At 57.4% G+C, this 18,220-nt stretch carries 22 protein-coding genes and 1 tRNA gene; 13 read left to right on the top strand and 10 right to left on the bottom strand.

Annotated features, from left to right (window positions below; translation table 11 throughout):
• Positions 1–8 precede the first annotated feature (8 nt).
• The 4 genes from C5F52_RS13725 (at position 9) to C5F52_RS13710 (ending at position 2,949) form a co-directional block, all read left to right on the top strand.
• Positions 9–713 (top strand): succinate dehydrogenase iron-sulfur subunit, encoded by a 705-nt coding sequence (locus tag C5F52_RS13725; protein ID WP_104798917.1) that lies wholly within the window; start codon positions 9–11, stop codon positions 711–713.
• 31 nt (positions 714–744) lie between these two features.
• Positions 745–1,068: a succinate dehydrogenase assembly factor 2 gene (locus tag C5F52_RS13720; RefSeq protein ID WP_104798916.1), complete on the top strand. Its 324-nt coding sequence runs from the start codon at positions 745–747 to the stop codon at positions 1,066–1,068.
• Between the two features lie 50 nt (positions 1,069–1,118).
• On the top strand, positions 1,119–2,432 hold the full coding sequence (gltA, locus tag C5F52_RS13715) for a citrate synthase (RefSeq protein WP_104798915.1): 1,314 nt from the start codon (positions 1,119–1,121) through the stop codon (positions 2,430–2,432).
• Positions 2,433–2,565: 133 nt separating this feature from the next.
• Positions 2,566–2,949: a hypothetical protein gene (locus C5F52_RS13710; protein ID WP_201747020.1), complete on the top strand. Its 384-nt coding sequence runs from the start codon at positions 2,566–2,568 to the stop codon at positions 2,947–2,949.
• Between the two features lie 36 nt (positions 2,950–2,985).
• Here the strand turns inward: C5F52_RS13710 and C5F52_RS13705 are convergent, their stop codons facing one another.
• Positions 2,986–3,306: a DUF5710 domain-containing protein gene (locus C5F52_RS13705; protein WP_104798914.1), complete on the bottom strand. Its 321-nt coding sequence runs from the start codon at positions 3,304–3,306 to the stop codon at positions 2,986–2,988.
• Between the two features lie 17 nt (positions 3,307–3,323).
• Positions 3,324–4,220 (bottom strand): recombination-associated protein RdgC, encoded by an 897-nt coding sequence (locus C5F52_RS13700; RefSeq protein ID WP_104798913.1) that lies wholly within the window; start codon positions 4,218–4,220, stop codon positions 3,324–3,326.
• Positions 4,221–4,437: 217 nt separating this feature from the next.
• Here C5F52_RS13700 and C5F52_RS13695 point away from each other — a divergent pair, with 217 nt between their 5' ends.
• From C5F52_RS13695 to C5F52_RS13680, 4 genes are read left to right on the top strand one after another with little or no spacing between them, the layout of a single operon-like run.
• Positions 4,438–5,526, top strand: a complete 1,089-nt coding sequence (locus C5F52_RS13695) for a TRAP transporter substrate-binding protein (protein ID WP_104798912.1) — start codon at positions 4,438–4,440, stop codon at positions 5,524–5,526.
• 15 nt (positions 5,527–5,541) lie between these two features.
• Positions 5,542–6,381 carry a Rossmann-like and DUF2520 domain-containing protein gene (locus C5F52_RS13690; RefSeq protein ID WP_104798911.1) on the top strand — a complete coding sequence of 280 codons (840 nt, stop codon included), beginning with the start codon at positions 5,542–5,544 and terminating at the stop codon, positions 6,379–6,381.
• Positions 6,378–7,529 carry an alpha-hydroxy acid oxidase gene (locus tag C5F52_RS13685; RefSeq protein WP_104798910.1) on the top strand — a complete coding sequence of 384 codons (1,152 nt, stop codon included), beginning with the start codon at positions 6,378–6,380 and terminating at the stop codon, positions 7,527–7,529. Before C5F52_RS13690 ends, C5F52_RS13685 begins: the two co-directional genes overlap by 4 nt.
• A gap of 33 nt (positions 7,530–7,562) precedes the next feature.
• A complete protein-coding gene (locus tag C5F52_RS13680) occupies positions 7,563–8,069 on the top strand; it encodes a hypothetical protein (RefSeq protein ID WP_146100085.1) in 507 nt (168 codons plus the stop codon).
• Here C5F52_RS13680 and C5F52_RS13675 read toward each other — a convergent pair.
• Positions 8,066–8,467: a hypothetical protein gene (locus C5F52_RS13675; protein ID WP_104798908.1), complete on the bottom strand. Its 402-nt coding sequence runs from the start codon at positions 8,465–8,467 to the stop codon at positions 8,066–8,068. The two genes, C5F52_RS13680 and C5F52_RS13675, sit on opposite strands and share 4 nt — an antisense overlap.
• A 247-nt stretch (positions 8,468–8,714) precedes the next feature.
• Between C5F52_RS13675 and C5F52_RS13670 the strand changes: the two genes are divergently transcribed.
• A complete protein-coding gene (locus tag C5F52_RS13670; RefSeq protein ID WP_104798907.1) occupies positions 8,715–9,356 on the top strand; it encodes a hypothetical protein in 642 nt (213 codons plus the stop codon).
• A 159-nt stretch (positions 9,357–9,515) separates the two neighbouring features.
• On the opposite strand, the gene C5F52_RS13665 is transcribed toward C5F52_RS13670, so the two are convergent.
• The 4 genes from C5F52_RS13665 to rph all read right to left on the bottom strand — a co-directional run bounded on the left by C5F52_RS13665 (position 9,516) and on the right by rph (position 12,253).
• A tRNA-Ser gene (locus tag C5F52_RS13665) sits at positions 9,516–9,605 on the bottom strand.
• A 52-nt stretch (positions 9,606–9,657) separates the two neighbouring features.
• Positions 9,658–10,872: a radical SAM family heme chaperone HemW gene (gene hemW / locus C5F52_RS13660; RefSeq protein WP_104798906.1), complete on the bottom strand. Its 1,215-nt coding sequence runs from the start codon at positions 10,870–10,872 to the stop codon at positions 9,658–9,660.
• A 10-nt stretch (positions 10,873–10,882) separates the two neighbouring features.
• On the bottom strand, positions 10,883–11,488 hold the full coding sequence (rdgB, locus tag C5F52_RS13655) for an RdgB/HAM1 family non-canonical purine NTP pyrophosphatase (RefSeq protein WP_104798905.1): 606 nt from the start codon (positions 11,486–11,488) through the stop codon (positions 10,883–10,885).
• 30 nt (positions 11,489–11,518) lie between these two features.
• Positions 11,519–12,253 (bottom strand): ribonuclease PH, encoded by a 735-nt coding sequence (rph, locus tag C5F52_RS13650; RefSeq protein ID WP_104798904.1) that lies wholly within the window; start codon positions 12,251–12,253, stop codon positions 11,519–11,521.
• A 114-nt stretch (positions 12,254–12,367) separates the two neighbouring features.
• Between rph and C5F52_RS13645 the strand changes: the two genes are divergently transcribed.
• The 4 genes from C5F52_RS13645 to C5F52_RS13630 all read left to right on the top strand — a co-directional run bounded on the left by C5F52_RS13645 (position 12,368) and on the right by C5F52_RS13630 (position 16,488).
• Positions 12,368–13,291, top strand: a complete 924-nt coding sequence (locus C5F52_RS13645) for a YicC/YloC family endoribonuclease (protein ID WP_104798903.1) — start codon at positions 12,368–12,370, stop codon at positions 13,289–13,291.
• The gene (gene gmk / locus C5F52_RS13640) at positions 13,291–13,914 is read left to right on the top strand and encodes a guanylate kinase (protein ID WP_104798902.1); all 624 of its coding nucleotides are present in this window, start codon (positions 13,291–13,293) and stop codon (positions 13,912–13,914) included. Before C5F52_RS13645 ends, gmk begins: the two co-directional genes overlap by 1 nt.
• A gap of 16 nt (positions 13,915–13,930) precedes the next feature.
• Complete coding sequence (rpoZ, locus tag C5F52_RS13635; RefSeq protein ID WP_104798901.1) at positions 13,931–14,134, top strand: DNA-directed RNA polymerase subunit omega; 204 nt, start codon at positions 13,931–13,933, stop codon at positions 14,132–14,134.
• A gap of 77 nt (positions 14,135–14,211) precedes the next feature.
• On the top strand, positions 14,212–16,488 hold the full coding sequence (locus C5F52_RS13630) for a bifunctional (p)ppGpp synthetase/guanosine-3',5'-bis(diphosphate) 3'-pyrophosphohydrolase (protein ID WP_104798900.1): 2,277 nt from the start codon (positions 14,212–14,214) through the stop codon (positions 16,486–16,488).
• Between the two features lie 13 nt (positions 16,489–16,501).
• On the opposite strand, the gene greB is transcribed toward C5F52_RS13630, so the two are convergent.
• From greB to C5F52_RS13615, 3 genes are read right to left on the bottom strand one after another with little or no spacing between them, the layout of a single operon-like run.
• Positions 16,502–17,044 carry a transcription elongation factor GreB gene (gene greB / locus C5F52_RS13625; protein WP_104798899.1) on the bottom strand — a complete coding sequence of 181 codons (543 nt, stop codon included), beginning with the start codon at positions 17,042–17,044 and terminating at the stop codon, positions 16,502–16,504.
• 14 nt (positions 17,045–17,058) lie between these two features.
• Positions 17,059–17,505, bottom strand: a complete 447-nt coding sequence (locus tag C5F52_RS13620; protein WP_104798898.1) for a glycine zipper family protein — start codon at positions 17,503–17,505, stop codon at positions 17,059–17,061.
• A 10-nt stretch (positions 17,506–17,515) separates the two neighbouring features.
• Complete coding sequence (locus C5F52_RS13615) at positions 17,516–18,217, bottom strand: substrate-binding domain-containing protein (protein ID WP_104798897.1); 702 nt, start codon at positions 18,215–18,217, stop codon at positions 17,516–17,518.
• Between the last annotated feature and the right edge of the window lie 3 nt (positions 18,218–18,220).

Genomic DNA, 18,220 nt, shown 5'->3' with positions numbered 1-18,220 from the left:
TAAACACCATGACAAAACGCACGTTCCAAATTTATCGCTACGACCCAGACACCGACGCCAAGCCGTACATGCAGACCATCGAGGTCGAATTGGATGGCAATGAGCGCATGCTCTTGGATGCTTTGATGAAACTCAAAGCCGTCGACCCCACCATTTCGTTCCGTCGCTCATGCCGCGAAGGCGTGTGCGGTTCCGACGCGATGAACATCAACGGCAAAAACGGCTTGGCCTGCTTGACCAACATGCGCACCCTCCCCGGCGTGATCGTGTTGAAGCCGCTGCCAGGCCTGCCAGTCATCCGCGATTTGATCGTGGACATGACTCAGTTCTTCAAGCAATACCACTCCATCAAGCCTTACTTGGTCAACGACACGCAACCGCCTGAAAAAGAGCGTTTGCAGTCGCCCGAAGAGCGTGACGAGCTGAACGGTTTGTACGAGTGCATCTTGTGCGCCAGCTGCTCCACCAGCTGCCCATCGTTTTGGTGGAACCCTGACAAATTCGTCGGCCCTGCTGGTTTGTTGCAAGCCTATCGCTTCATTGCCGATAGCCGCGACCAAGACACCGCTGGCCGTTTGGACAACTTGGAAGATCCTTACCGTTTGTTCCGTTGCCACACCATCATGAACTGCGTCGACGTGTGCCCCAAGGGTTTGAACCCCACCAAGGCCATCGGCAAGATCAAAGAAATGATGGTTCGTCGCGCCGTCTAAGGCGAGACAACGCATCACACAGAGCACCAGGATGGACGCCAGCGCACCATTTCGTGACACGTCGGTCGGCGACGAGCAGCTCAATGGCCTCGATGGCCAGCTGCCCTTGGGTGAACGCGCGCTCAGCAAACTGCATTGGCGCAGCCGACGCGGTTTGCTAGAGAACGATTTGTTCATCCAACGCTTCTTCGAACGGCACGAATCTCGCTTAACGGTGGGACACGCACGCGGCATGTATGAACTGATGGACCTGTCTGACAACGACTTGCTCGACATTTTGTTGAAGCGCAAAGAGTTGCCAGACGCACCACTGTCCGAAGATGCCGTCACCGTGCTTCAGATGTTGCGTCACTGACCGATCCCTGAAACGAAGTCACGCTTTCAAAAGAAATTTAGGAAAACACCATGAAACTTGCAGATAACAAAGCAACCCTGTCGTTCAGCAACGGCAGCCCCAGCATCGACATGCCCGTGTACAGCGGCAGCGTCGGTCCTGACGTCATCGACATCCGTAAGTTGTACGGCCAAACCGGCATGTTCACCTATGACCCAGGTTTCTTGTCGACCGCGTCGTGCCAATCGGGCATCACCTACATCGACGGCGACAAAGGTGAGTTGCTGTACCGCGGCTACCCCATCGAACAACTCGCCACCAACTGCGACTACCTCGAAACTTGCTACTTGTTGTTGAAGGGCGAACTGCCCAACGCCGCACAAAAAGCCGAGTTCGAAAGCACCGTGACCAACCACACCATGGTCAACGAGCAAATGCAATTCTTCTTGCGCGGCTTCCGCCGCGATGCTCACCCTATGGCTGTATTGACTGGCTTGGTGGGCGCTTTGTCGGCCTTCTACCACGACAGCACTGACATCAACAACCCAGAGCACCGCGAAATCGCAGCGATCCGTTTGATCGCCAAGATGCCAACTCTGGTTGCGATGGCCTACAAATACGGCGTGGGCCAGCCTTACATGTACCCACAGAACAACCTGAGCTACGCAGGTAACTTCTTGCGCATGATGTTCGGTACACCTTGCGAAGAGTATGTGGTCAACCCCGTGCTTGAGCGCGCCATGGACCGCATCTTCACCTTGCACGCAGATCACGAACAAAACGCTTCGACATCGACCGTGCGTTTGTGCGGTTCGTCAGGCACCAACCCCTTCGCAGCCATCGCTGCGGGCGTGGCTTGCTTGTGGGGCCCCGCACACGGCGGCGCCAACGAAGCGTGCTTGAACATGCTGGAAGAAATCCAAGCCATGGGCGGCGTCTCTAAAGTGGGCGAGTTCATGGAAAAGGTCAAAGACAAGAACTCTGGCGTCAAGCTCATGGGCTTTGGTCACCGCGTTTACAAAAACTACGACCCACGCGCCAAGATGATGCAAGAGACGTGCGACGAAGTGTTGAAAGAACTCGGCCTCGAGAACGATCCTTTGTTCAAGTTGGCCAAGGCTTTGGAAAAGATCGCTTTGGAAGACGAATACTTCGTCAGCCGCAAGCTCTACCCCAACGTCGACTTCTACTCTGGCATCGTGCAACGCGCCATTGGTATTCCCGTGAACTTGTTCACCGGCATCTTCGCCTTGGCACGTACCGTGGGCTGGATCGCTCAGTTGAACGAAATGATCAGCGACCCCGAGTACAAAATCGGCCGTCCACGTCAGTTGTTCACGGGCTCTGCTCACCGCAACGTCGAGCCATTGGCCACACGCAAGTAATTGCACACGCCCCATGTCGCGACACGTGCGCGACATGTTGACGCGATCTAAAGCCCCGCTGTTCACGCTGAACATCGGGGCTTTTTCATGCACGGCACCAGCCATGCGTTAGGCAGTGGTAGGCTCACGCGCTATGAGTTCTGTACCGTTTCTAAACACCCCCGAAGCCCTGCGCCAACTGGCCGATCAACCCCACTCGCCCTGCCAATGCAGCCTGCAACATTGCGCAGGCTGGGAGAGCGTCAGCGAGGCCGTATGGCCCGCACAACAGATGCAGCTCGTGGCCACCCTGCGCGACCCCGAGCTATATGAACCGACGTTTGAAGAACAGCATCCGAACGGCACCCGCTACGACGCAGCCGATGCGCCTGTGGCCCTGAAATTTTTCCCGTACAACCGCTGCGATGTGCATGCCTGCAGCCAATGCCAGCAACACGCGCTGCGCTACACCGAGTTTGGTGGCTATTACGTGGACCCACGCGCACGTCGCTTAGACGCAACGCTGATCACCGACTAAGCGGGGCAGACGGGCTTCAACGCGCCAAGACGCACCTTATGGCGTCTTGGCCAGCGAATGCTCGCAATGTTCCCAAGGAAGCACGGCACAGCCGCAATGCGGGATCTGAATGGTAGGCGAGGATGTCGCCACAGGCTTGGCCTTCTGTGTTGAAGCGCTGCGAGACTTGGCTGCAGGCTGAGCAGGCGCTGCGCCGGGCACGTCTTGGGCGGCTGCCAAATCAGGAATCCAGCGCATGAAGGGCGACAGGTCTTCCACGTTGACGACATACCAAACTTTTTTGGCGGCATCCCAGCGGGCGCCCAGCGCCTTGACGGCGTCTTTTTCGGCAAAGGGGGTAACTAAGTTGATTCTCATGTGTGAACGCCCGCCCTTTAACCCAGCGCCACCTCACCGCCGAGTGCATCCATCAGCTCGGGCAGCAGCTTGCGCAACTCGCCCGTAGCAATGGCCACATCGGCATCAAAACCTTCGTCTTTTTCGGTAGAGGTGGCTTCAAACACCACATCCAAAAATGCCAGCTTCTTGAGCTGCAGCGCCTCGGTCAGCACAAAAGACACGCGACTGTCCCACGTCAATGCCAAGCGCGTGGGCAGCTTGCCGCCTTCCACGTATTGCTTCACCTCTTCGGTGTCGAGCGGATGACGCACGTAGCGCACCACCGACTTCGACTCATCCGCGGCCTTCAGTTCGCACTCGCGGTCCACCGTGAAACCCGAGGGTGGCTCTTGTGTGATCAGCCATTGAGACATGGCAGCCTGAGGCGACATTTCGGTATTCAGCAAAGTCACGCTCAACCCCGCCAAAGACTTGACCAACATCGTCACCACTTCGTCGGCCTTGCCTTGGCTGCCGGCGTCCATCACCAGCAAATTGGTGGCGGGATCGATCCAAACCAGAACGGATGACTCTTTGGTGAACGCCATCGGCATCAAAGACATCTTCACGTCCTCTTTGATTTCCTTCATTTCTTTCTTGCCGGGCTTGCGGCCTGTGGTGGCCTCGATGTGGTCGCTGCGCTCTTTGGCCTTGCGCGTCACCACCGAGCCCGGCACGCTCTTGGTTTCTACTTTGAGCTTGAGAATGCGCTGACCGCTCACCGCCTCCACCAGCGGCCCGTGCGCCTCACCACGCGGCTCAATCCAACCGATCGCCTTTTCTTGGCTCGCACCGCAGGGCACGAAACGCTCGGCGTCTAAGGCTTGCTCGATTTGCTCTAGGGTGGGGCTCCAGCCCTCACCGATTCGATACACCATCACATTTTTGAACACGGGTCGCCTTTGCTTTTCGGTACGGGCCGAAATAAAAAAGCCAACCGCAAGAGTTGGCTTTGGGAGTTGCGTTGATTTTAGCCAGCCCCGTAGGAAGACCCGTTGGCGCCAAGTAAAAAGTTGCTTTGCGCTTTAGGTGACTGGCATTCAAAGAATTGCCACTAATATTTCATTTCAAAGTCAAACATCACACGAATCCATCTAAGGAGACAACCCCATGCAACGCAGAAATTTTGTCACCCGCGCAGGCCTTGTTGGCGGCATCGCCTCCACGCTGGCAGCGCCTGCCATTGCGCAATCGAGCCGTCCTGAAATTCGTTGGCGCTTGGCGTCGAGCTATCCAAAATCGTTGGACACGATTTACGGCGCCGTCGACAACATGTGCAAACGCGTGGCTGAATTGACCGACAACCGTTTCAAAATCAGCATGCATCCTGCGGGCGAATTGATGCCAGCGCTGCAAGTGTTTGATGCGGTGCAGGGAGGCTCGGTCGAAGCGGGCCACAGCGCCAGCTACTTCTACATCGGCAAAGACCCCGCTTTTGGTTTTGCCACTGCACTACCCTTTGGCTTGAACGCACGCGGTCAAAACGCATGGATGTATTTGGGTGGCGGCCAAGAGTTGATGAATGAGTTTTTCTCCAACTACGGCGTGCAGCACCTGCCCGTGGGCAACACCGGCGCGCAAATGGCGGGCTGGTACCGCAAAGAAATCAAAACCGTGGAAGACCTCAAAGGCTTGAAGTTCCGCGTGGGCGGCTTGGCCGGCATGGTCTTGTCCAAACTCGGCGTGGTACCCCAGCAACTGGCTGCGGGCGACTTGTACCCAGCTTTAGAAAAAGGCGTGATTGACGCCGCGGAGTTCGTGGGCCCCGCCGACGACGAGCACTTGGGGCTGCACAAAGTGGCCAAGTATTACTACTACCCTGGCTGGTGGGAAGGCGCTGCGACGCTGTCGTTGTTCATCAACCCCAAAGCCATGGCGGCCTTGCCTCCCGACTATGCAGCAGCCCTGCGCGTAGCTGCGGCAGAGGCCAACCAATGGTCAACGGCTAAATACGACGTCACGAACCCACAAGCCTTGCGCCGTTTGGTGGCAGGTGGTGCGCAATTGCGTCGCTTCCCGACGCCGGTGTTGAACATGTGCAGCACAGCAGCCACCGAGCTGTATGCCGAGTTGTCGGAAAAAAGCCCCGCGTTCAAGAAGATCTACACACCGTGGTCTAAGTTCCGCGACGAACAAGTGATGTGGTCGCAATTCTGCGAAATGCCCTTCGACAACTACATGGCCTCGCGCAAAGCCTAAAGACGGAATACAAACATGAAGCGCTTGAACGTGATTGGCTGTGGCCGCGTGGGGCAAACCATTGCACGCCTGTTGTTTGAAAAGAAGCAAATCACGCTTCAAGACCTTCATTCCCGCAACCTGTCCAACGCCGAGAAAGCCGCCAGCTTTCTCGGCGCCGGTCACCCCACCCCCAATTTGGCAGACATGCGCTCGGCTGAGGTGTGGATGCTGTCCGTCCCCGACTCGCAAGTTGCCCACGTCGCCCAGCAACTGGCCGACACCCTGTCGCCCGATGCACCGCCAGCCATCGCGTTTCATTGCAGTGGTTTTTTAAGCGCACAAGCCTTGGCGCCTTTGCATGCGAAAGGCTGGTACGTGGCCAGCGTGCATCCCGTGTTGAACTTTGCGGCGCCTGAAACCGGCATTCGACAATTTGCGGGCACGCCCTGCGCGCTTGAGGGCTCAGCCTTGGCCGTCGATTGGCTGCGCACGCATTTGTCAGCCATTGGCGGCGTGTGCTTTGACATCGACAGCGCACACAAAGCGCTGTACCACGCAGCAGCCGTGTTTGCGAGCAACTTCACCGGCGTGCTGCAAGGCATCGCACAAGACGCTTGGCGCAGCGCAGGCGTATCGCCCGAGATGGTGCAAACCTTGAACCGTGCCTTGCTCACCAGCACCACCGACAACTTACTGGCCTTAGGCCCTGCACAAGCCCTAACCGGCCCTGCTGCGCGCGGCGACACCGCCGTCGTGCATGCACAAGCTGCGGTGGTCGAGCAATGGAACCCTGTCGCGGCGCAAGCCTACCGAGCCTTGAGTGAACTCGCCGTCTCACTCAAACAAAACGGCACCACCTTGCTCCCACCATGACCCGACTCGAACGCGCCCTCTCCATTGCTGACCTGCGTGAATTGGCACGCCGACGCTTGCCCGCCTCCGTCTTTGAATTCATCGATGGCGGCGCCGAAGACGAGCGCACCTTGGCAGACAACCGCCATGCGCTGAGCCGCCACCGCATCGTGCCGCGCGTGTTGGTCGATGTGGCCAACCCGCAACTGGCCACCCCTATTTTTGGCCACACGTGGGCTGCGCCATTTGTGGTGAGCCCGATGGGCTCTTGCGTGCTTGGCTGGCCCGAGGCCGACATTGCCATTGCGCGGGCGGCCACGGCGCATGGCATTGCGTACACCTTGTCCACCATGTCGACCACCAGCATCGAGCGCATGGCAAACGCCGTGCAAGGGCGCTTATGGTTTCAGCTCTATGTGCTCAAAGACCCGAGCGTCAATGACAAACTGGTCGCCCGTGCACAAGCCGCAGGCTATGAAGCCTTGGTCGTCACGGTTGACTTGCCCGTGGGCGGCAAACGCGAGCGCGACCTGCGCAACGGCATTTCGATTCCGCTGCGCTTCAAAGGCAAACACCTTTGGGAAGGCATCACCCATCCCGTTTGGGCATGGCAAATGCTGCGCGCCGGACTGCCGGAGTTTGAAAACGTGCGTGGCCTCATGGGCGAAGAAGGTGCCGGTTTGACCATCGCCGCGCGCGTTGGCCAAAGCCTCAACGCCAGCTACCAATGGTCGGACTTGGCACGTTTGCGTGACCAATGGAAAGGCAAGCTGCTGGTCAAAGGCGTGCAACACCCCGCCGACGCAGCACGCATGGCAGAGATGGGCATTGACGGTATTTGGGTGTCGAACCACGGCGGGCGTCAACTCGACGGCGCCATTGCTGCGGCTGACGCCGTACCTGCCATTCGCGCCGCCATCCAAGGACGCGCCACCCTGATCATGGACTCTGGCGTGCGACGTGGCGTTGATGCCCTGACCGCCAAAGCCCTCGGTGCCGATGCTGTCGGCATTGGCCGCGCTGCCCTGCTGGGCGCCTGCGTGGGTGGTGAGAAAGGTGCTCATCGAGCCATTGAAATTTTGATCGATGAATTACGCCGCGCCATGCAACTCAGCGGTGTGAACGATTTTTCTACAGCGCAGGTTGAGTTGGTTGGTGCTGGTCATTGAACGGCAAAAACACATCCATTGAAGGTCTACTCTTTGTCTCTGATTTTGTTCCTGCGGCCCTTGCTATGGCTAAGCTGCCTGCTAGCCGCCCTGCCCAACCACGCGCAACAAGCCGATTGCGGCTTTGTCCAAAACCCTGACCGCCAAGCCTATTGCCGTGCCATCAGCGGCGGTGGGTCTAGCCACTGTGGATTTATTCGCGACAGCGATCTGCAAGCGCGTTGCCGCGCCGAAACGGGTGGCGGCAGCAGCCAGTGCGGATTCATTCGAGACCACGACATGCAGGCAGCTTGCCGCGCCAGCGCAGAGCGCGCCAACACGTCATCATCTAGCAGTTCGGGCCAATGCGGGTTCATTCAAAACCCAGACAAGCAAGCCTATTGCCGCGCTACCACCGGCGGGGGTAGCGGCCAATGTGGCTTTATCCGCGACAGCGACCTACAAGCCATGTGTCGGGCCGAAACAGGCGGCGGCAGCGGGCAATGCGGCTTTATTCGCGACCGCGACATGCAGGCCGCTTGCAGAGCTAAAACGCGCTAAGCCTGCGTATCCACCAAATGCGTGCCATCGGGCAAGTGTGGCCGCTGTGGGTGTGACGCATGCACGGTCTGTACTGCATGAGTCGTATGAGTGGCCAAGGGCGTGGCGTTGATCAGCTTGGCTTTGATCTCGCGCACGATCTGCTGCGCCAAGTACACACTGCCCGCATCTAGCGCTTTGGACAAGCGCACAAACTGCGCATCGGTGCTAAGCGATTGATCGAAATTCATCAACACCTTGAGCGCGTGCTTGGAAGCTTCTAGGTGGCCGTGCTCTACCGCGTCAATCAGCGCCAATTTCTTTTGACGCCGCTGGTGCTGCCTGTCTTGCGGCGTACTGCGGTGCCCACCGTAGCTACTGGAGTGGGCGTTGACACGCATCATGCTTGTGGGTTCCATAGAAAGCTCCTTCAAGATGTTCAGATCATTTCCGTGCGTTCCTTGTTGCGGTAATTGAGTTTTCCAATTGGTGACAAACATGCATAAGGTGTGCCAAAGCACAAGCGGCAATGGTTTGCCGATTTTTCATGCTTGACTGGAGGTGAACTGACAAGAAAAAACGGGCCACAATGAACGTGTTTCTGAATTTAGTGGAACTAGTAGTCCGTAATGAGCAACTTCGATTGGCGTACGTGAGAGGATAAAAATGGAACTGTTATTAATTGCGATCTTGGCATTGATGATCTATTTGGCCATCAATGCGACAAAAGGCTTAAATGTGTTGCGTCGCATGGCTGGCTACTCTGATGGAGGATTAAAGGGCAAGTTCATTCAGTCTGATATTTTGATTTCAGAAAAACACTCAGCATCCCCCTTGTACATTCGGCGTGAAGTTACGCAATCAGGTCTAACAGAAATATTAAAGATCGGCGCACTTGTCGAATTTGATAGCCTGGGCGTGGCCAAATATTTAATTGGTCAAGAGTTGGAGATTAGGTGTTGCGAGTCTTTCAATGATGGCGACCGAGATGGGGTTGTTGGGTTGCTAGTGAATAGACAAGACTTCGCATTGCAAGGACATTTGAACTGCTCAGAAAAAAGTTTTCTGTTTATTTGTGACCAGCTTTCAAAAGGGAAACCTCTTCTGCTCCGCGTTTATGGAAAGTTACTTGGCCCTGCTGTTAATGGAGTACAGGTGGGATCTGACTCTTTTGAAATTCTCGTTGATGGGCAATTAGCCGGCCCAGCTTATTTTTGTGAGAACTACGAAGCGTATTGGTCGAAATTGGAGGCTACAGAAAAAGAAAAACTGGAGTACTTCAACGAACAATTTAGATTGAGACGCTAAATGCCAACTGGCTGAGGACAGCACAGCACTAAAACTGCGAAGCACTACTGATCGGGTGTTGCTTGTGTGCTGCCCTGAGTAAACGTAATCTCAGCTGAAAGTCTGATCAAGTTAGATCGTTGAAATGAAAAACGCGCCACAAGGGCGCGTTTTTGCATTTGGCGGAAGCGGTGAGATTCGAACTCACGGAGGGCTCACACCCTCGCCGGTTTTCAAGACCGGTGCATTCAACCGCTCTGCCACGCTTCCTAGTTGAAATTCAGGCGAGATTGTAATGGTTCTTTGGGCGGTTTCCCCGAGTTCAAGCTTCTGGCAAAAACAAAGATTGCAAATCGCTCAAGAAATCAAAGCCGCGCTCGGTAGGCACCACGCGCTGAAAGTCGCGCGTGATGAGGCCTTTGGCTTCGGCTTCGGCCAGCGCGGCCTGAATGGCAGTCACGGGCAAGCCCGTGCGGTCGGTGAAGTCGGCCAACGAAAAGCCGTGGCGCAAGCGCAAAGCGTTGAGCATGAATTCAAACGGCAGCTCGGCACGCGCCACCTCAGTGCTTTGGGCCACGGCGCGGTCAGCGCGGCTGGTGTCTAGCGCGTGGTCCATGAACAGGCGCGGGTCACGGTTGCGCACTTGGCGCAGCACGCGATGGGCAAAGCTGAGTTTGCTGTGGGCGCCAGCGCCAATACCCAAATAATCGCCAAACTGCCAATAGTTGGTGTTGTGCCAGCAGCGGTGGTTGTCTTTGGCGTAGGCCGATACTTCGTAGCGGTGCAGGCCCACAGCGGCGGTGCGCTCGGTGATGCGGTCGAGCATGGCGTAGGCGTCGTCGTCTTCCGGCACTTGGGGCGGAAATTTGGCAAACACGGTGTTGGGCTCGATAGTCAAGTGGTACACCGACAAATGCGGGGGCTGCAAAGACAAAGCCATGTCAAGATCTTCGTCCAACTGCGCCAGCGTTTGGCCGGGCAAGGCGTACATCAGGTCGAGGTTGAAGGTGTCAAAGGCTTCACGCGCTTCTTCGACCGCGGCAATGGCTTGAGCGCGGTTGTGCACGCGACCCAAGGCTTGCAAGTGTTGGTCGTTGAAGCTTTGCACGCCCACCGACAAGCGGGTCACGCCTGCGGCGCGGAAGGCGCGGAAGCGGTCTTTTTCAAACGTGCCGGGGTTGGCCTCTAGCGTGATTTCGCAATCGGCCTCTAGGCGCAAGCGCGCGCGCATGTCGCTAATCAGCCGCTCAATCGCAGCAGGTGAAAACAAACTGGGCGTGCCGCCCCCAATGAAGATGCTGTGCACACTGCGGCCCCAGATGAGGGGCAGGCTGTGTTCAAGGTCAGCACACAAGGCGTCAAGGTAGCGCTGCTCGGGCAGCTCGCCGCCGACGCTGCTGTTGAGCTCGTGCGAGTTGAAGTCGCAATACGGGCACTTCTTCAGGCACCACGGCAAATGCACGTACAGCGAGAGCGGCGGCAAGCTGTTCAAAGACAGCGTACCGGGGCGCATGAGGTGTTGGATGTCTTGGGTCATCAAAAAAGCTTTAAGCAAACCAACGCTCACGCATGAGCGCCAACATTTGCTGCGCGGCTTGGCCGCGGTGGCTGTTGGCGTTTTTCACTTCGATGGGCAGTTCAGCAAAGGTTTTGCCAAAGCGCGGGATGAACATGATGGGATCGAACCCAAAGCCATTGCTGCCCACTGGCGCACGGGTAATTTCACCCACCGCTCGGCCCACGGCAATGAGTGGCTCGGGGTCATCAGGATGGCGCACGGCCACGAGGGTGCTGACTAGGGCTGCGCGGCGGTTGTCGATGTTGGCCATTTGCTCTAGCAAGGCACGCACGTTGTTGTTGTCGCTTTTTTCGTAGCCAAACTGGGTGGCATAAAAGGCAGTTTGCACGCCGGGTAGGCCGCCAAAGGCGTCCACACACAAGCCCGCATCGTCGGCCACAGCGGGCAAGCCGCTTTCACGCGCTGCGTGGCGGGCTTTGGCCAAGGCGTTTTCTACAAAGGTGTGAAACGGCTCTTCGGCTTCGCCAATGTGCAAATCACCTTGGCGCACCAGCTCGACGCCCAGCGGCGCAAACATGGCTTGCAACTCAGCAAGCTTGCCTTGGTTGTTAGAGGCGAGAACGATTCGCCGCATCTGAGGGCTAAGGGGCTGCGACATGGGCGTTTAGGCAGCCAAAGCTTCTTGCTGCATGGCGATGAGTTCGCGCACGCCTTTTTCGGCCAAGGCCAACAAGGCGTTCATTTGGTCGCGGGTGAAAGGCAGGCCTTCGGCGGTGCCCTGCACTTCCACATAGTGGCCAGCGCTGGTCATGACCACGTTCATGTCGGTGTCGCAGGTGGAGTCTTCGGTGTATTCCAAATCGAGCAAGGGCAAATCGCCCAACATGCCCACCGAAATCGCGGCCACGCCTTGGGTGATGGGGCTCTCGGTGAGTTTGCCTGCGGCAATCAGCTTGTTCACCGCGTCTTGCGCCGCCACAAACGCGCCGGTGATGCTGGCGGTGCGTGTGCCGCCGTCGGCTTGCAACACGTCGCAGTCCAAATGGATGGTGCGTTCGCCCAGTTTCTTCAGGTCAAACACCGCACGCATCGAGCGGCCAATGAGGCGCTGAATTTCTTGGGTGCGGCCCGATTGCTTGCCGCGTGCGGCTTCGCGGTCGCTGCGGGTGTGGGTGGCGCGGGGCAGCATGCCGTATTCGGCGGTGACCCAGCCTTCGCCCGAACCTTTTTTGTGGCCCGGCACTTTCTCTTCCACCGACGCGGTGCACAGCACTTTGGTGTGGCCAAACTCAATCAGCACCGAACCTTCGGCGTGCATGGTGTAGTTGCGGGTGATGCGCACGGGGCGCAGTTGGTCGGCAGCACGGGTGTGGCGAGAGGCGGGCAAGGTGGTGGTCATTTTTGAGGCTTCTGGCAGTTCGGTAAAACGCTAATTGTCGACCAATCGGCGGACTTGTTCGGCATGGTGCTTTAGCCCTGAGATAATGTTGTCTTTGCAAAAAGAACGACACACATGCCCATTTACAGCATGACAGGTTATGCCAGCGCGCAAACCGAGCTGCCTCGCGAAACGGTCGACACCGTGCCCACGGGTCCGGCCCTGCGCTTGGGACTGGAAATTCGCTCGGTCAACAGCCGCTTCCTCGACCTGACCTTCAAGATGCCCGAGGAGCTTCGTCCCCACGAAGCCGCCGTGCGTGAGTTGATCACCCAGCACCTCAAGCGCGGCAAAGTCGAAGTGCGCGCCAACCTTGAAAGCACCGCCAGCACAGAATTTGCAGCCCCCACACCGGCTTTGCTGCAACGACTCTCCGCCCTGCAAGACACCGTGCATGCTTGGTTGCCCAAAGCCAACCCACTCTCCGTGGCCGACGTCTTGCGCTTGACCACCGCCCAAACCTCCGCCCCGGCTGACATTGGCCCTAGCCTGCTCAAACTGGCCAAAACCACCTTGAAACAGCTCAGCGAAGGCCGTGAGCGCGAAGGCGCACGTTTGGCACAAACCCTGCGTGACCGCTTGAGCCAATTGCGTGCGTTGGCCCAACAAGCAGCACCGCTGGTGCCGCAGTTGGTCGAACAGCAACGTTTGAAATTCTTAGAACGTTGGCGCGACGCCATGGCCTTAGCCGAAGGCACCACACTGCCCGAAGCCGCCCAAGACCGCGCCTTGACCGAAGCCACCGCCTTTGCCATTCGCATTGACGTGGCCGAAGAGCTGACCCGCTTGGTGTCGCACTTTGACGAAATGGACGACTTGCTGGCCAAAGGCGGCAAAGCCGAAGGCGTGGGCAAGCGCCTCGACTTTTTAATTCAAGAGCTGCACCGTGAGGCCAACACCTTGGGCTCCAAGTCGGCCACCATGGAAATGACCCGTATTTCAGTCGACATGAAAGTGTTGATCGAACAACTCCGCGAACAAGTACAGAACCTCGAATAATGGACAACTTTCCCGGCAACCTCTTTGTGGTCGCAGCCCCCAGCGGGGCTGGCAAATCAAGCCTCGTCAAAGCGCTGATGGAGCTCGATGCCAAGGTGCGGCCCTCGGTGTCCCACACCACCCGCCAGCCACGCGGCCAAGAAAAACATGGACGCGAGTACTTTTTCGTGTCGGTCCCTGAGTTTGACCAAATGGTGGCGACCAACTCTTTCTTAGAGTGGGCCAATGTGCACGGCCAGCGCTACGGCACCTCGCGCAAAGCCATTGAAGACCGCATTGCACAAGGCGCGGATGTGATTTTGGAGATCGACTTCCAAGGCGCCATCCAAGTCAAAAAGCTGTTTGCCAACGCCGTGCTGATTTTCATCTTGCCGCCCAGCTGGGAAGAGCTCAAATCTCGCCTGCACAACCGCGGTGAAGATGCCGACGACGTGATCGCCCTTCGTCTGCAAAATGCGGCTGACGAGATGGCGCAGGCCAAAGAATTTGACTACGTTATAATCAATGAACTATTTGAGACCGCCTTGTTCGACCTGAAAGCGATCGTGCATGCCCAGCGACTCAAATACCTGGCACAGCGCCGGGCTCGGGCTGATATCTTTCAAGCCCTGAACATCACCTGAATTCTGGAGTATCCACATGGCCCGCATCACTGTTGAAGACTGTCTCGAACAGATCCCTAACCGCTTTCAGTTGGTGCTTTGCGCCACGTACCGCGCTCGCATGCTCAGCCAAGGCCACACCCCCAAGGTCGAAAGCAAAAACAAGCCAGGCGTGACCGCTCTGCGTGAAATCGCAGCCGGCCAAATCGGCATCGAAATGCTGAAAAAAGTTCCAGGTTAATTGATCTAACCCATCACTTAGCGTCAAAAAAGCACCGATTTTTCGGTGCTTTTTTCATTGCGGGTAAAGTGTTGTTTATGTCTGCTGCCAAGCCCTCTTCAAAGCCTGTGACCAAGCCTTCCACAAAACCAGTGGTGAGTCCTGCTGCTGCCAACGCAGCGGCGGCCAGTTTTGCTGCGTTGACAGAAAAACTCAGCTATTTGAATGCTGAAGGCTTAGAGATGGTGCGTCGCGCCTACCGCTACGCCGACGAGGCCCACTTGGGTCAGATGCGCAACAGCGGCGAGCCCTACATCACCCACCCCATTGCCGTCGCGGCTCAGTGCGCGGAGTGGAAACTCGATGCGCAAGCCCTATCCGCGGCCCTGTTGCACGACGCGATGGAAGACTGCGGCATCACCAAGGCCGATTTGATCGAGCGCTTTGGCATTCAAGTCGCAGATTTGGTCGACGGTTTGACCAAACTCGACAAGCTGGAGTTCAACACCCGCGAAGAAAACCAAGCCGAGTCGTTTCGCAAAATGCTGCTGGCGATGGCACGCGACGTGCGCGTCATCCTCATCAAGCTGGCCGATCGCAGCCACAACATGCGCACCATGGGCGATATGCCGCGTTCCAAATGGGGCCGCATCTCCAACGAAACTTTAGAGATTTACGCGCCCATTGCCCACCGCTTGGGTTTGAACCAAACCTACCGCGAACTGCAAGAACTGTCGTTTGAACACCTCTGGCCCTGGCGCCACAAAGTGCTCAGCAAAGCGGTGCAAAAAGCGCGTCATCGTCGCCGCGACTTGATGCAAAAAGTGCAGCAAGAAGTCGAAGCTGAATTTGCCAAAGCCGGTTTGAACGTTCGTATTTCGGGTCGCGAAAAAACGCTGTATTCCATTTACAAAAAAATGGACAGCAAGCACCTGAGCTTTGCCCAAGTGACCGACATTTACGGCTTTCGGCTCATATTGCCGCAAGTGGTCGACTGCTACACCGCCTTGGGCGTGCTGCACCAGATGTACAAACCGGTGCCTGGCAAGTTCAAAGACCACATTGCGATCGCCAAACTCAACGGCTATCAGTCGCTGCACACCACACTGGTGGGCCCCTCGGGTTTGAACGTCGAATTTCAAATGCGTACCGAAGCCATGCATTTGGTGGCCGAGACGGGCGTGGCCGCGCACTGGCTCTACAAAGACAAAGGTTCAGGCAACGAACCTGGTCAAAACTTGGGCAACAAGTGGCTGCAGTCGCTGCTGGACATCCAAGACGAAACGCGTGATGCCACCGAGTTCTGGGACCACGTCAAGGTCGACTTGTTTCCCGATGCGGTGTATGTATTCACCCCAAAAAGCCGCATCATGGCCATGCCTCGCGGCGCAACCGTGGTCGACTTTGCCTACGCCGTGCACAGCGATGTGGGTGACCGCACGATGGCTGCCAAGGTCAATGGCGAACAAGTGCCGCTGCGTACCGAGTTACGCAATGGCGATGTGGTGGAAGTGGTCACGTCCAGCGTGGCGGCCCCCAACCCGGCGTGGCTAGGCTTTGTGCGCACGGGCCGTGCACGCTCCAAGATTCGTCACCATTTGAAAACCATGGCGCATGCCGAGTCGCAACACTTGGGGCAAAAGCTTTTGGCCCAAGCCTTGCGCGCAGAAGGCATTGAACAAATGCCCGCACTGGACGAGGCACACGCCGCCTTGTGGGACAAACTGCTGCGCTTCACGGGCAGCAAAACGCAAGCCGAATTACTGATCGACATTGGTTTGGGCAAGCGTGTGGCCAGCATTGTGGCCAAGCGTTTGGCCTTGTTGCTGTCTGAAATTGGCCTCAAGCCCGACGCGCTGCTGATGAGCCGCGAACGCTTCACGGCGCACGAAAACGTGTCGCAAGGCAGCGTCATGGTCGATGGCAGCGAGAACGCCTCGGTGCAATACGCGCCGTGCTGCCGCCCAATTCCTGGCGACAACATTCTGGGTTATTTGGGTCGTGGCGAAGGCTTGGTGGTGCACACCGACCAATGTGGCGTGGCCCAACGCCTCAAACACAAAGACAGCGAACGCTTCATCGCTGTGGAGTGGGCCGAAGAGCCCACACGCGCCTTTGAAGTCGGCGTGGTGGTGACGGTGAGCAATGGCAAAGGCGTGCTGGCACGCGTGGCCTCCACCATCACCAATGCCGAAGCCGACATCACCATGGTCAACATGGCCGATGAAGTGAGCGGCCAAGAAGCCACCGATTTGCGCTTTGTTTTTGCGGTACGCGATGTTCAGCACTTAGACCTGGTGTTGCGCAATTTGCGCCGCGTGCCCTCTGTACTGCAAGCCCAACGCGTGGTCTCAGGCGTCGAGCGCGAACAATAAGCCCGCGACGGCATCACGCCGCTTTGGGCGCTGGATAGTGAACTTTTAAAACTTCGACCTCTTGCACGCCCAGCGGGGTGACCAACTTCACCACATCGCCTTCACGCGCTTTGAGCAAGGCACGGGCAATGGGTGACACCCACGTCACTTGCCCTTTCAGGCTGTCGGCTTCGTCAATGCCCAAAATCGTGACGGTGCGCTCGGTGTCCACCTCGTCCACATACGTGACGGTGGCGCCGAAAAAAACTTGATCACGCCCGTGATGCACGCTCGGGTCGGTCACCTCGGCGATCTCTAAACGTTTGGTCAAAAAACGAATGCGGCGGTCAATCTCGCGCAAACGCTTTTTGCCGTAGTGGTAGTCACCATTTTCGGAGCGGTCACCGTTGCTCGCGGCCCAATGCACGATCTCCACCATGCGCGGGCGCTCGTTGTCCATCAACTCAAACAACTCCGCACGCAACACGGCGTAGCCTTCGGGCGTGATGTAGTTTTTGCTGCCCGGAGGAATGGGCGGCAGCGTGCTGTCTTCGTCGTCAGCGTCCTGCGAACTCATGCGAGGTCAATCGCTCAATGCCAGCCGATGACTTGGTAACCACGCTCGCCCAAACATTGCTGCACAAATTGGCGGTACATGCCGCTGCCACCGATCGATTGTCCAGCCGCTGTCGCCGCGGCACCGCCGGCACCAATGGCTGCTGCACCGGCAGCAATGTTCCTTAAATCTGGTTTGTGACCGCTGAGCAACGATCCCACCACACCCGCAGTGCCCACGCCTGCGGCACCGGCTGCAGCCGCACGACCGGCATCAATCTTGTTGACAGCACCGACTTCCGATTGACGCGCCAGTTCTGAACACGCTTGCGCATCGGCCTGCGCTTGTGCAGGCCCCATGTGTTGGTAATGCGCGTTGGGATAAAACGCTGGCTTGGCCACCGGTGTGGCACAGCCCGACAACAGAGCGGCACTGAGGCCCACAGTGACAGCGACGAATGAGAAAGAGGCATGGTGTTTCATGCCGCGAATTTTAGTCCTGCAACTCAAAACCGCCAGCCATGCGCAACTCACGCGTCGAGGAGCCCGCCAACAACTGCGCCAGCTGCTGTGCCAACTCCGGTTGCTGCGCCGTGGTAGGAATGCCCAAGGCATAAACCGTGGCCAATTCAAACTCTTGGGGCAATAAACCGATCAAATCAATGCCTGCGGTGTATTTGATTTCGGTCACTTGCGTACAGCCAATCAAGTTGGCGCCCGTGTCTTTGGCCATGGCCGCCATCGCTGTCGCGCCATTCGGGAAGGTGCGAAAGCGGTCGGCCAGCTCCACATCCAAGCCCAAGGTTTGCAACACTTTGAAAAAGTGAATGCCGGCTGTCGCGAGCTTCGGGTCGGGAAAGTAAATGCCTTCTGCAGCGCGAAATGCGGCTTGCAAATCGGCGCGTGTTTGAATGGCTGGACGTGCCGCACCGGCCTTCACAGCAATGCCTGTTTTCACCACACCCAAAGCAGCCAAGCTACCCGCACGCACATGGCCCGAGGCGATCAAACCTTCGATCAAGGACTGCGTCAAGATGAGCAAATCACAAGGCTCACCGGCCAACAGTTTTTCTTTCATCGCGCCCACGGCGCTGAAGGTGCTGTGAATTTGGCAGGCATGGGCCGCTTCAAAATCGGCCTTCAAGGGGTTGACCAAACCGGCGGCGGCGCCGCCGCTCAAAATACAAAGTTCCATCTC

This window comes from Limnohabitans sp. TS-CS-82 (assembly GCF_002943475.1).
This window is presented reverse-complemented; position numbering and strand designations above follow the sequence as displayed.